Here is a 12,679-nt window from a genome sequence, read left to right on the forward strand (position 1 = left end):
ACTCGCCTCATTTCCGCGCTGGCTCGGAGCGTTTTCCTCGCGTCCCTGGTGTCTGTGGTGCGCGAAGCGCTTCCTCCTTTCCCTCATTTCTGTGCTTGTCACAGAAATCCAGCCACGGCGCGTCTGCGCCGTGAAGGACTTGTGCCAGACGCCGGAACGAAGGAGCCTCTGGCGCCGCCGACGCGGCGCCGCTGGATCTCTGTGACAAGCACAGAGATGAGGTCGGCAAATGTTGACGCCCTATCACACCTCCGGAACAATACCCCGGCATGCCCAGGCCACTGCCGCAAACGACCGGGGGCCGTCGGGTTGGCCAGCCTCATAGGCGGCCTTCACGGCTGCATCGATCTTCACCCGCTGGGCTGGCTCTAGTGCCGAGACGTATTTGCCGAGAGGTCCCTCACCCGCGGAGATCGGCTGCCAGAAATCTGCGAACGACTGATAGTCCATCCGGATCATAAGCGACGTCTGCTCGATATCCACGAGGCCATGCGCCGCGAAGCTCTGTATCATCTCTCCGGGCCGCATCATCGGCTGGAAACAATAGCGGGCGCGTACCTGATCGGCATTTTCATCGAGCATCGCCGCCGTATCGAGCACCATGCGCATGCCCGGCAGACCGCCGAAATGATCCCAGACCACGGCCGCAACCACGCCGCCCGGCCGCACCACCCGGCGCATTTCGGCGACGGCCTTTTCCGCTTCAGGTACGAAATGCAGGACCAGCAGCGCCAGCGCCCGGTCGAAATAATCATCGGCAAAGGGAAGCGCGCAGGCATCGGCCTGCTGGATCCTGATCCTCGGATCGGTGTTCGCCTTGATCGCCGCTTCGACGAAGACGGGCGAAAAGTCGATCGCCGTGATCTCACGGAGATCTGCCGCATGCGGCAGCGCAAAGGTCAGGCTTCCGGTACCACATCCGACGTCGAGGATCCGCTCGCCATCTGCAAGGCCTGAAAAGTTGATAAAAAGCGGCGCGAGCTGTTTGCTCCAACGCCCCATCAGTTGCTCATAGCCAGTCGCACTTTGAACATTGAAGCTTGATGTCATGATCGCCCCCAAGCAGCAAAGCCAGCATTCTACCGCGTTTCCATAAATCGTATTCGATTTAAGGAAACATGCGGCAATTCAAAGTGCTACAACGACCTTCGCGCGTACGCGCGGCGCTGTAGCTCGCGCACTGCTCGATACCAAGGCGTCGACGATCCTCTCGGAGAGACGGTGGCAAGACGCCGGCCCCTGGCTATGTCAGGGCAATGTGCCCGATGCCCTTGGCGGCGATCTCCTCAAAACTCTCGTCGTAGCCGGCATCGGCGTAGCGGATGACGCCGAGTGCGGTGTCGTTGGTGAGCGCATGGTCGAGCCGCTCGTCGGCAGCTTGCGTGCCGTCGGCCACCACCGTCACGCCGCAGCTCGTCATGTAGCCGGCATAGCCGCCGCCGCCCGAATGCACGACGACGAGATCCGCCATCGAGGAGCAGAGCAGCATGGCGTCGAGCAGCGGCCAGTCGGCGATCGCGTCCGATCCGTCCTTCATCCGCTCGGTCATGATGTTGGGATGCGCCATGGCGCCGGCATCGAGGTGGTCGCGCGAAAAGGCGACTGGTCCCTTCAATTCGCCCGACGCCACCAGTTCGTTGACGCGACGGGCCAGCGCTGTGCGCTCACCATGGCCGAGCCAGGCGATGCGCGCCGGCAGGCCCTCGAACGGGATGTGCTCGCGTGCAAGCCTGATCCAGTTGGTGACGATCTTGTTGTCCGGGAACATTTCGAGTAGCAGGTCGTCGATGCGCGCGATGTCGCTCTCCTCGCCGGACAGAGCCATCCAGCGGAAGGGGCCGATGGCGCGGGCAAAGAGTGGGCGCAAATAGGCCTCGGTGAAGATTGGAATGTCGAAGGCGTTGGTAACGCCGCCCTCGCGCGCCTGGGTGCGGATGAGGTTGCCGTTGTCGAAGACTTCCGCGCCCTTTTTCTGAAACTCGAGCATCGCCGTAACATGCTCGACGATCGAGGCGCGGCTTGCGGCCATCAGCTGGCCCTGGCCGTCGTCACGCAGCGATTTCACCTGATCGACCGTCATGCCCTTCGGCACGTAGCCGTAGACGAGGTCGTGCGCCGAGGTCTGGTCGGTAACCACGTCGGGCACGATGCCGCGCCGGGCGATTTCCGGGTAGACCTCGGCGGCGTTGCCGATGAGCCCGACGGAGAGCGCCCGCTTGTCCCGGACCGCCGCATCGATCATCGCAAGTGCCGTATCCAGATCCGGTGCGATCTCCTGGAGGTAGCCGATCTCCCGGCGCTTCTTCGCCCGCTCCGGGTCGATATCGACGCAGAGGATGGCGGCGCCCGCCATGCGGCCGGCAAGCGGCTGCGCGCCCCCCATGCCGCCGAGCCCGGCCGTCAGCACGAAGCGGCCGGAAAGATCGCCGCCGAACCGCCGCTCGGCAATGCGCATGAAGATCTCGTAGGTGCCCTGGATCACCCCCTGGCTGCCGATATATTGCCAGGCCCCGGCCGTCAGCCCGCCCCAGCAGATCAGCCCCTTGCGTTGCAGCTCGTAGAAGACTTCGGCCTTGGCCCATTGGCCGACGATGTTGCAGTTGGCCATGATCACCAGCGGCGCCTTGGCATGGGTCTTGAGCAGCCCGACCGGCTTGCCGGACTGGATGATCAGCGTCTGGTCCTCGTCCATCTCGATCAACGTCTTGACGATGGCGCGGTGCGCCGGCCAGTTGCGCGCGGCCTTGCCGAGCGCGGCATAGACGATGAGGTTGTCCGGATCCTCGCCGACAGAAAGCACGTTTTCGAGTAGCCGCAGCAAGGCCTCCTGCCGCCAGCCCTTGGCGCGCAGCACCAGTCCGCCGGGGATCGGAAAGTTCGGGTGACGGGGGTTGGCCTTGGGCATCGTCTCGTTCCTCTTCGTTGTCGCGAGGCAGCTCGCTGCCCCTCACCCTAACCCTCTCCCCGCAAGGGGAGAGGGGATTGTTCACAGCTTGCGGCGAACATCGCGTGCGAAGCCGCTATGGTCCATTGCCCACAGGCCGGGGGCGTAAACGGCTCCCCTGCTCGCTGCCAACGCGCCATCTCATCACAATCGTGCCTCTCCCCTTCTCGGCGAGAAGAATAACCACGGCTTGCCGCCCCGGGTCGCAACGACGTCGCCTCTCCCCGCCTACGGGGAGAGGTTAGGGTGAGGGGCAAAACCACTCTCTGCATTCACTTCGGCGGCAACGTTTCGACGAAGGCAGTCGCCGCATCGATGAGCCGCTTGCGCACGGCGTCGTCGCCATAAGCGTCTGCCCCGGCCCGCACCCAGCCATGCATCGCGCGGCCGTTCATCACCATCAGTTCGACATCGGACAGCGCCAGCGCCCAGCCGTCATTGCCCTTGCCGAGCCGCACCAGCATCGATCCTTCGCGCGCGCCGCAGAGCAGGTTGCCGTTGAGCAGAAACGCCCAGCCGCCGAACATCGCCTTTTCCGACAGCCCCGGCCGCCCGGCGATCTCGTCCTTGATCAGTTCCTCAAGTCCCGCATCCCGCGCCATGACCTCTCTCCCCTGGCGTTTCCTGTGCACACGAAATCTGGAAACGCTTTACCTCATTGTTCTCTTGCATTTCCGGACGGAAAACCGCTTCGCGCTTTTCCTGGACATGCTCTACGACCGCCCGGCCAGAGCGTAGCGGGCGAGCTCTATGCCCATCGCCTTTTCGACCGAGGGGTAGACCGTCGGGTCGAGCACGCTGGACGCAAGCGGGATCACCGACTTCGGCACATGCAGCACGAAGATCGTCATGCCGACCCGCAGTTGGCCGACGCTCAAGGGTTCGCCCTCTGATGACAACGTGGTGATGACGTCAGGGAAGGTGGCAAGCCTCCGGCCTTCCGCAGAGTCAACCGCCATGTATTCATTCATCACGTGCAATACCGTTGAGTCAGCCCCCTTCCCCAGCGTCACCGTGCCGATGTCGAAGGCCTCCTTGGTGTAGGTGACCGACTTGTCGGTGATCGTGCCTTCGGCAAGGATCGCGCCATTGGTCGTCTTGACGATCGCATCGATCACCGCGCTGCCGCCCTTGGCTTCCGCCGCGATGATCGCCTCGCCGAGCGCCAGCGCCAGCGAGATGCCGCCGAGCGCCGCATTCGCCTTGACGTAGGACGCGCGGACCGGATTGCGGCACGAGGCGATGAAACCGCCGGACATGTCGGAGGCGGTGCGCAGGATCGGCGAGACCTTGGCGGTCGCGCCGCGGACCACCAGCTCGATATAGCGGTTCTCGTCGCGATTTCCCCCGACGGCGGTCTGGATCATCTGTTCAGGCGACCCGGCAAGGCCGATCGAGCCCATGTCGCCGGTCGGGTGCGCCCGGATGTCGCCGACCGCATCGACCACCTTGGTCCCGAGGATCGCCGATGGCAGCCAGCCATTGAGCGTCGAGGACTTGCCGTTCTGGCCGATGATCAGGCCCGAAAGCTTCTCGCCGAGCGCCTCCTGCAGCAGTTGCACCGCCTTGACGTAGTCGACGCCGCGCATTTCCCAGGGGGTGGTCGAGGCCGGCGCGCCGATGGCGGCTGCTGTCGCCACCCAGTCGTCGGCATCAAGCTCGTCGACCGACACCAGTTCCGGTTTGCCGATCGAGACCGCGGCATAGCCGAGCATGCGGCCGTGATCGGCCCAGCCGCCGCCGCCGGCGGCATAGACGGAGCCGCCCTTGACCGCAGCTTCGACATCCTTCTCCGTCAATATCCGACCCATCTCAAACCTTCTCCTGCAATTGTTTGTCGAGCCTTCTGACGGCATCGAAGAGCACGGCAGTGCCTAGCGCGATATCGTCGTTCTCCGCCCACTCGTCCGGGGCGTGCGAACGACCGCCCCGGCACGGAATGAAGATCATCGCCGAGCGGGTGATGCGCCCCATCCACGCGGTGTCATGCCCGGCTCCGGAGGCCATGCGCCGGTGGCGGGCACCGATCTGGCCGCAGCTTTCCTCCAGCGTCGAAAGCAGCAGCGGATCGCCGGGTGTGGGATGATTGTCGGAGATAACATTGGCGGGCGCGATGGTCACGCCGGCCTCACCGGCAACGCGCGCGGCAAGCGCGCCCAGTTCGACGATGAATTTCTCCATCTGCGGCTGCAGTTCGGCACGTGCATCGATCAGCAACCGCGCCCGCGACGGCACGACATTGGCGGCGTTCGGTTCGATCGAGAACTCGCCGACGGTCGCGGTGAAGTGTCCCTCGCCCTTGGAGAATTCGGTTGCCAGCGCCTCGATTGCCAGCACCAGCCGGGAGGCTGCGACAAGCGCATCGCGCCGGTGGTCCATCGGTGTCGTGCCGGCATGGTCGGCCTGCCCTTCGACGATGATCTCGATGCGGGTGATGCCGGAGATCGCTGTGACGACGCCGATATCCAGGCGCCCGGTCTCCAGCACCGGCCCCTGCTCGATATGCAGTTCCAGAAAGGCCTTGATGTCGGAACGCTTGAGCGCTGGCAGCCGCGACGGATCGCCGCCAACTTCGACGATGCCCTGCCGCAGGCTCAGTTCGCCCTGCACCCGGCTCAGCCAGCCATCCGGCAGGATGCCGGCCATGCCGCGGCTGCCGACGCAGGAAACGCCGAAGATCGACACTTCCTCGGCAAGGAAATCGACGATCTCCAGGTCGTGATCGAGTTCGATGCCGCCGTCGGAAAGCGCGCGCGCCACTTCAAGTGCCGCGGCGACGCCGGCAATGCCGTCGAAGCGACCGCCCTCCGGCACCGTGTCGGAGTGGGAACCAAGCATCAGCGTTCCGAGCGCGGACTTTCGCCCCTTGCGCCGGCCGATGAGATTGCCGGCCGCATCGATGCGCGTCTCCAGCCCCGCCGCACGAAAGCGGCGATCGAGGAAGGCGCGGCCCTCCAGAAACAGCGGCGTGAAAGCCCGGCGGGTATAGGGCCGATCCGGCTCCGTGATCCCCGCAAGCCCGTTGACGATGCCGGCGATCCGGCTGGCATCCACCGGCAGATTGGTCTTGATGCTCGTGCTCATCGGGCCTCCTGCAAAGGCAAAGTCTGCAGCGGGCGAACGAAGGCGCCGGTGCCAGGCTTGGCGACGACGGCGCGCCCGTCAAAGGCAAGCGACCCGCGCAGATAGGTGGCAGACACCCGCCAGGGCAGCCTGATGCCGTTATAGGGCGACCAGCCGACGACGTTGTGACCGCTTGTCGCCGCATCATAGGTATAGGGCTCGGGCGTCATGACGATGATATCGGCGTCCTTGCCGGCCTCCAGCGCGCCCTTCTGGTGGTCGAGCCGGAAATGCCGCGCCGGGTTCAGCGTCATCAGCTCGGCCGCCCGCGTCAGCGGGATGCCGCGCTCAAGCGCGCCCTTGACGAACAGCGGCACCATGACCTCCAGACCCGGCACGCCGGAGGCATTGGCGAGCATGTCCGGATTGGTCTTGCGATCCTCCGACCAGCTGACATGGTCGGTCGAAACCATCGTCACCGTGCCATCGGCCACATGCCGCCATAGCTTTTCCACCTCGGCACGCGGGCGGATCGGCGGATTGATCTTCGCCTTGCCGCCAAGCCGGCGAACGTCGTTCTCCTCGTCGAGCGTCAGATAATGGATGCAGCATTCGATCGTCGCCGCGTGGCCCTGGCGCCGGTAGGCGTCGGCAATCTCGTAGCCGCGCCCGAGCGAGCAGTGGACCACATGCGCCGGGCATCCGGTCGAAGCACCCGTTTCGTAGATCTGGTTGGTCGCCAAGAGCTCGGTGAGCGGCGGACGGGAAAGGCCATGGGCGCGATAATCGGTGATCCCAGCGGCCCTGACCTTTTCGATCGCGCCGCGCACCGCCTCGTCGTCCTCGTTGTGCACCCCGGCTGTAAGCCCCGTCGGCGCGATCGCGCGAAAGCAATCCTCGAGCAGCGCTGCGGGAATGCGCGGAAAGCGCTTGGGGTCGGTGCCGAAGGTGGAGAACTTGAAGGCGGCAACGCCGGCCTCGACCATTTCGAGGATGCGGGCCGGCCCCTCCTCGGGGTCGACCGTGCCGTAGAGGGCGAAGTCGACCCGCGCCTGCGGGCTCGCATGGGCGACCTTGCGCCCAACGGCCTCCGCCGAGCAGACGAGATTGCCTTCGTCATAGGGCATGTCGACGATCGTGGTCACACCGCCGGCCGCGGCCGAGCGCGTCGACCAGACGAAATCCTCCTGGTTCTTCTGCGACAGCGAATGCACCTGCGCGTCTATGGCGCCGGGAAGGATCATTGCGCGTCCGAGATCGTGGCGTTCACGGGCAGCCGGTGCCACCCCCTGCCCGACATGCACGACCTTGCCATCGCGCACGGCCACATGTCCGCCTTCGACGATCCGGTGCGGGAGAACGATGGTGCCTTTCAGGACAAGATCGAAATCGGACATCGTGTTCTCTCCATCGGATCAGCCTTGTTGGATCAGCCTGGATCACTTGCTCAGCGCAAAGAAGTCGTCGAACTCCGGCATCGGCGCCATGGTGACGAAGGTGCGCAGCAGGTCATGGCAGGTAAACGCGCCTTGCAACGCCTCGATTTCCTTCGATAGCGGCCGGTCCTTCAGATAGATCGGGCTGATCGAGCGGGTGCGCTCATGCGCGAGCTTGACGATGCCGTGTGGCGCATCGCCGACAAGATCGATCGCCTGCGACGACAGGATCGCCTCGATCGCCGCCAACTGCCGCAGATCGCGCACCTGGGTTTCCATGCGCTCGACGATCAAAGGCAGGAAGGTCGCCTCTTCCTCCAACCCGCCGGCAACGACGATCGACTGGGCCGAAAGCGGCACCGCCATCGACTGCACGCGCATGTAGAGCTCGACCGCAAGCTTCATCAGCGGGCCGAGGCCGGTGGCGATTTCGCCCGGCGCCACCAGATTGACCGGCAGGTTGCGGCGCCCGCCGTTCGACAGAAGGATGCAACGGTTGAGCACGTTGCGCGCCACATGGGAAAACGCGATTTGCGCCGTTTCGACATAGAGCGTCGTGGTCAAGGGCAGCGAAGCACCCGAGGCATGCACCTGGCCGCCGAGCACCACCGGATTGTCGTCGGAAAGATAGGTCGCCTCGACCAGACGGCCGGCGGCAACCAGCAGCGTATCGACAACGGCGCCGAACACCTGTGCGGTCATGCGCAGGCTCAATGGGTCATGGATCGCCGTCGGCAAGGGCCAGTCGGAAACGCCCGATTGGCCGTAGAGCCAGGAGCCGACCAGCGCCTCGCCCCGCGTCGACAGCGTCGCGGCCACCCGCCACGGATCAGCCGAAGCGCCAAGCGCCTGCGACGACATCACGCCGGTCACCAGCAGCACGCGGATGGCCGCTGCCGCCTCGCGCAGCACGTCGGCGGCCGCCGAATAGGCAATCGCATTGACGCTGAGTGCCGCAAGCGCGTCGCGCGGCCGCATCACCAAAGGCGTCAGCCCGGCATCGGCAAGCGCCGTTTCGGCCGGAACCAGCCGGCCGCGATGATAGGCTTCGCCGACCCCGGTCAGAACGGCCGCGATCTGCCCCATCAGGCCGATATCGGCGCAGCCCATCGAGCCGTGCCGACGCACTGCCGGGATGATGTCGTGCTCGATGAGTGCGAGGAAGGCGTGGATCAGCTCGGGGCTGCATCCGGTATGCCCGCGCATCGCGGTGTTGCAGCGAATGGCGATGGCCTTGCGCACGATCGGCACCGCAAAAAATTCGCCGGTGCCGAAATGATGGGCACGCACCAAGGAGGTATTGAACTCCGCCAGATCGTCCGCCGTCCAGAGCCGGTCCTTCATCGAGCCGACGCCGGTGTTGGACCCGTAGACCGGCAGGCCGAGCGCGATGCGATCGGCGATCACCTTGTGGGCAGCCGCCACCCGCTCCATGCCGCCCTCGTCCGCGACCGGTCGCGCCGCACCCGAGCCGATTTCCTCGAGCGTCGCGAAGTCGAGCGGTTTTCCGCAGAGAACGATGGACTTGACCTGTTGCAGCATGCCTCGAGAACCTTACCACGCGATCCGCCTCGACGCCGAAACGATGCGTGGATGCAAAGACTTGATGCGATCCCGCCTCTATGGGCGAGGGATCGTCTGCCAGCATGCTATGCGTTTTGTTCGCTCTCGTGATATATCCCAAATCCGGAACGGCCGATGCCAAATTCTGAACATGGTGGCACCGACGATGCCGGCGGAGAACTTACGCAATGGATATCGCCACGATCCTGCTCGTCGAGGCCGTCATGCGCGAAGGCGGCATAAGGCGCGCCGCCACCTTGAGCAGCCGTGCGCCGTCGAGCGTCAGCGCCGCCGTTCGCCGCTTCGAACAGGCCGTTTCGATCCCGCTTTTCCGTCGCGACGGCGGCCTCGTGGCCCTAACGCTGGAGGCCCGTGCACGCCAGGCCGATGTGACCGAAGCAAGCGCCACAATCCGGGCGCTGCTGACTACGGCTAGCGGCGAACCACCGACTGCGATCCCGCCTGTCGGCCTCGTCGCCCTCGACCGTTTCGTCCGGATCGCCCGGGCCGGCAGCATCCGGGCGGCCGCCCGCACCCTCGGCCTTGGCCAGCCGCAACTGACACGGCAGATCGCCGACCTCGAACGTCATCTGCAATGCCGGCTGCTCGGGCGGTCCCATGGCGGCATCGTCTGCACCCCGACAGCCCTCGGCATCATCCCTGAAGTCGAACGCCTGCTCGACATCTGGGCGCGGCTGACGCGCGCTTCGGCCGACCGGTTCCGCCGCGACGTCACCACCTGGCGCCTCGGCGCGGTCATGCCGCTCGGGCCGGAAAGCGAGATTGCCCGCATGCTGGCGGCGCTGACGGCCACTTGGCACCGCTCCCGCCCGCGGCAATCGCTGTTCATCTCCAGCACCACCGCCGACGAGCTTCTCGCCGGTCTCAAGAGCCGGCGCTTCGACGCCGCCCTGCTCGATATCGCCGGCATTCCACCAGATTTCGACGGCCGTCTCGTGTCCGAAACCGCACTGGTGCTCGCCGGTCCGGCACCGGCCCTTTCGGAAATGGGCGGCGATCTCCCCCGGCTGCTCGCCACCTGCCCGATCGCCGTTCCGAGCGTGCGAAGCGGCCTGCGCCGGGAGGTCACCCGCTTTCTCGATGACACGCTCACGGAGCATGAGCACCGCCGCGTGACACTGGTCGAGGTCGATTCCATCCCCGTCATCATCAACCTGGTCAGCCACCATGGCTATCTCTCGGTGCTGCCGGAAACCTCGCTGTCGCGGGTCCAGCGCCCACCCGCCATGATCCGGCTAGGGCCGCTCTACCGCCAGTCGCTGACGCTCATCTGGCCGCGCGGCGCCTTTTCCAGCGAGGTCGGCGACCTGATGATCGGCATGATGAAGACGGGTCCGCAGGCAGCGACAGCCTCGCCAGCGTAATCGGGATCGCCGGAATCAGTTCTTCACGATCTGCCGTCAAACAGCTGAAACGACTCAGGAATACCGCACCGTTGAATCAGCTCATGAGGTGCATCGTCGCCTCAAAGCCGGTGTCTCCACCTGAGCAGCTAAAGCGCGTCGCGATCTTTCGGATTCGCTTGCTGCGCTTTAAGCTCTTGTTTTTTCGCATGTCGTCATCGCAAAACCGCTGAACACTTTTGCGCGACGTGCCTTAGGGATGTCCAGTCGCCTTGGCCTTGCCGATCGCACCCTCCGGCGAACGGCCGCGATCCTCGGCTCCATGGCCAAGCTTCAGCCGACGACGCGTCTCGCTCGGGCTCTCGCGGTAATGGGCGCGGTAGCTGCGCGAGAAGGATGATGACGAATTGAAGCCGGTGATCGCGGCGATGTCGGCAAATTCCATGCGCGTCTCGATCACCTTACGCCGCGCCGCATTAAGGCGCAGCGCCAGGTAATGTTCGTGCGGCCCCACCCCCATCGTGTCGCGAAACAGGTCCCGCAGGTGCCGGGCACCGACGCCGATGCGGCGGGCGAGCCGCGCGAGCGTCAAAGGCGCCTCAACCGTTTCCTCCATCAGCTTGACCGCGGCGCCGACACGGGGGTCGAGGATGCGCATGTTGCCGATCGCCGGCATCTGCAGGAGGTCGCCGCGGGTGCGCTCCTGTTCGTAGATGAACAGGCGCGACACTTCGAGCGCCAGCGAATAGCCGTGCGCCCGGCGGATCAGCTCCAGCATCAGGTCGAGCGTCGGCAGGGAGCCGCCGGTGGTGATGCGCTTGCCGTCGATGACGAACCGTTCGCGCACCATCGTCACCTGCGGATAGGTGGCGGTAAAATCCTCGAAATCCTCCCAGTGGGTGGTGGCTTTGGAATTGTCGAGCAAGCTGGTTTCGGCAAGCAGCCAGGAGCCGGATTCGATGCCCGCCATCAGCTCGCGATGGCGCGCCGTCTGCGACAGCATCATCTTCAGCTGCGAGGTGGCGCTCCGCTGCCAATTGTAGCTCGACAGGATGAAGAGCGGCGCCGTTTCGCGCTGTGGTCGGAAAGCGCCTGCAACCGGAATGGGGATGCCGCTCTTGGTTTCGATCGGCTCGCCGTCAGGGCTGTAGAGCGTCCAGCTGTAGAGCGGCCGGCCGGCGATGCGGTTGGCAGCGCGCATCGGCTCGATCACCGAGGCAACGAGGATCAGGTTGGTCTCCGGCAACACCAGGATGTCGGCGTGCTGCACCTGCGAAACGCTCTGATCCATTCGCAAACTTCTCCTTATCGTTGCCGATAATGTACAAGATAGAACCGATTATGAAAAGCAGAGCCGCCGTTCTTGGCTCGTAATGGCTTTAATAAAAGGGAGACTGCAATGCCGCTCAGCATGAACCGCGAGGTATTCATCACCTGTGCCGTCACCGGCGCCGGAGACACCGTTTCAAAGTCCAGCCACGTTCCGATCACGCCAAAGCAGATTGCCGATGCGGCGATTGAAGCCGCCAAGGCGGGTGCTGCCGTGGCCCACTGCCACGTCCGCGATCCGGACACCGGCGCCCCTGCCCGCAGGCTCGATCTCTACCGCGAAGTCACCGACCGCATCCGCTCCGCCGATGTCGATGTCGTGCTCAACCTGACAGCCGGCATGGGCGGGGACCTGGTTTTCGGCAATGTCGAAAGCCCGTTCCCGGTCAACGAAAAAGGCACCGACATGGCCGGCGCCACCGAGCGCGTTGCCCATGTCGCCGACTGCCTGCCGGAAATCTGCACGCTCGACTGCGGCACCATGAACTTCTCGCTCGGCGACTATGTCATGACCAACACGCCGTCGATGCTGCGCGAAATGGCGCGGCAGATGACGGCGCTCGGTGTCCGCCCCGAGATCGAGGCCTTCGACACCGGCCACCTCTGGTTCGCCAAGCAGCTCGCCGAGGAAGGGCTGATCGAGGATCCGGTGCTGATCCAGCTCTGCATGGGCATTCCGTGGGGGGCGCCTGATGACCTCAACACCTTCATGGCCATGGTCAACAACGTGCCGGATAACTGGACCTTCTCTGCCTTCTCAATCGGCCGGAACGCGCTTGCCTACCCGGCAGCAGCAGTCCTTGCCGGCGGCAACGTCCGCGTCGGCCTCGAAGACAATCTCTATATCGGCAAGGGCCAGCTCGCGACCAACGGTCAGCTCGTCGAAAAGGCAGTCGGCCTCATCGAGGGCATGGGTGCCAAGATCATCGGGCCGGATGAGGTCCGCAAGAAACTGAAGCTGACGAAGCGCTGAGCGGGGA

10 protein-coding genes are annotated in these 12,679 nt (G+C 64.9%); 2 read left to right on the plus strand and 8 right to left on the minus strand.

The window, feature by feature from the left end; all coding sequences use genetic code 11:
• Positions 1 to 243: 243 nt before the first annotated feature.
• The 7 genes from J3R84_RS11515 to J3R84_RS11545 all read right to left on the minus strand — a co-directional run bounded on the left by J3R84_RS11515 (position 244) and on the right by J3R84_RS11545 (position 8,985).
• Positions 244 to 1,050: a class I SAM-dependent methyltransferase gene (locus J3R84_RS11515; RefSeq protein WP_025427800.1), complete on the minus strand. Its 807-nt coding sequence runs from the start codon at positions 1,048 to 1,050 to the stop codon at positions 244 to 246.
• 193 nt (positions 1,051 to 1,243) lie between these two features.
• Positions 1,244 to 2,905, minus strand: coding sequence for a thiourocanate hydratase (ertB, locus tag J3R84_RS11520; protein WP_025427801.1), 1,662 nt, complete (start codon positions 2,903 to 2,905; stop codon positions 1,244 to 1,246).
• Positions 2,906 to 3,216: 311 nt separating this feature from the next.
• A complete protein-coding gene (locus J3R84_RS11525) occupies positions 3,217 to 3,546 on the minus strand; it encodes a TfoX/Sxy family protein (protein ID WP_025427802.1) in 330 nt (109 codons plus the stop codon).
• A 111-nt stretch (positions 3,547 to 3,657) separates the two neighbouring features.
• Positions 3,658 to 4,755, minus strand: coding sequence for a thiohydantoin desulfurase (ertC, locus tag J3R84_RS11530; protein WP_025427803.1), 1,098 nt, complete (start codon positions 4,753 to 4,755; stop codon positions 3,658 to 3,660).
• A 1-nt stretch (position 4,756) separates the two neighbouring features.
• Positions 4,757 to 6,016 carry a Zn-dependent hydrolase gene (locus J3R84_RS11535; RefSeq protein WP_025427804.1) on the minus strand — a complete coding sequence of 420 codons (1,260 nt, stop codon included), beginning with the start codon at positions 6,014 to 6,016 and terminating at the stop codon, positions 4,757 to 4,759.
• An 8-nt stretch (positions 6,017 to 6,024) separates the two neighbouring features.
• Positions 6,025 to 7,404, minus strand: a complete 1,380-nt coding sequence (gene ertD, locus J3R84_RS11540) for a hydantoin-5-propionate amidohydrolase (protein WP_057211100.1) — start codon at positions 7,402 to 7,404, stop codon at positions 6,025 to 6,027.
• Positions 7,405 to 7,446: 42 nt separating this feature from the next.
• The gene (locus J3R84_RS11545) at positions 7,447 to 8,985 is read right to left on the minus strand and encodes an aromatic amino acid lyase (protein WP_025427806.1); all 1,539 of its coding nucleotides are present in this window, start codon (positions 8,983 to 8,985) and stop codon (positions 7,447 to 7,449) included.
• A 209-nt stretch (positions 8,986 to 9,194) separates the two neighbouring features.
• Here J3R84_RS11545 and J3R84_RS11550 point away from each other — a divergent pair, with 209 nt between their 5' ends.
• Positions 9,195 to 10,391 (plus strand): LysR family transcriptional regulator, encoded by a 1,197-nt coding sequence (locus J3R84_RS11550; protein ID WP_025427807.1) that lies wholly within the window; start codon positions 9,195 to 9,197, stop codon positions 10,389 to 10,391.
• A gap of 232 nt (positions 10,392 to 10,623) precedes the next feature.
• Here the strand turns inward: J3R84_RS11550 and J3R84_RS11555 are convergent, their stop codons facing one another.
• Positions 10,624 to 11,661 carry a GlxA family transcriptional regulator gene (locus tag J3R84_RS11555; RefSeq protein WP_025427808.1) on the minus strand — a complete coding sequence of 346 codons (1,038 nt, stop codon included), beginning with the start codon at positions 11,659 to 11,661 and terminating at the stop codon, positions 10,624 to 10,626.
• Positions 11,662 to 11,769: 108 nt separating this feature from the next.
• Between J3R84_RS11555 and bcoG the strand changes: the two genes are divergently transcribed.
• Positions 11,770 to 12,672: a 3-dehydrocarnitine:acetyl-CoA trimethylamine transferase BcoG gene (gene bcoG, locus J3R84_RS11560; RefSeq protein WP_025427809.1), complete on the plus strand. Its 903-nt coding sequence runs from the start codon at positions 11,770 to 11,772 to the stop codon at positions 12,670 to 12,672.
• Positions 12,673 to 12,679 lie beyond the last annotated feature (7 nt).

Origin of the sequence: Ensifer canadensis (assembly GCF_017488845.2) — a bacterium.
In the GTDB taxonomy this organism is placed as follows: Bacteria; Pseudomonadota; Alphaproteobacteria; order Rhizobiales; family Rhizobiaceae; genus Ensifer; species Ensifer canadensis.

What these genes read in the sequence shown, in the direction of transcription:
- J3R84_RS11515 (WP_025427800.1), bottom strand. Translation starts at nt 1,050, where the DNA reads ATGACATCAAGCTTCAATGTTCAAAGTGCGACTGGCTATGAGCAACTG.
- ertB (WP_025427801.1), bottom strand. Translation starts at nt 2,905, where the DNA reads ATGCCCAAGGCCAACCCCCGTCACCCGAACTTTCCGATCCCCGGCGGA.
- J3R84_RS11525 (WP_025427802.1), bottom strand. Translation starts at nt 3,546, where the DNA reads ATGGCGCGGGATGCGGGACTTGAGGAACTGATCAAGGACGAGATCGCC.
- ertC (WP_025427803.1), bottom strand. Translation starts at nt 4,755, where the DNA reads ATGGGTCGGATATTGACGGAGAAGGATGTCGAAGCTGCGGTCAAGGGC.
- ertD (WP_057211100.1), bottom strand. Translation starts at nt 7,404, where the DNA reads ATGTCCGATTTCGATCTTGTCCTGAAAGGCACCATCGTTCTCCCGCAC.
- J3R84_RS11545 (WP_025427806.1), bottom strand. Translation starts at nt 8,985, where the DNA reads ATGCTGCAACAGGTCAAGTCCATCGTTCTCTGCGGAAAACCGCTCGAC.
- J3R84_RS11550 (WP_025427807.1), top strand. Translation starts at nt 9,195, where the DNA reads ATGGATATCGCCACGATCCTGCTCGTCGAGGCCGTCATGCGCGAAGGC.
- J3R84_RS11555 (WP_025427808.1), bottom strand. Translation starts at nt 11,661, where the DNA reads ATGGATCAGAGCGTTTCGCAGGTGCAGCACGCCGACATCCTGGTGTTG.
- bcoG (WP_025427809.1), top strand. Translation starts at nt 11,770, where the DNA reads ATGCCGCTCAGCATGAACCGCGAGGTATTCATCACCTGTGCCGTCACC.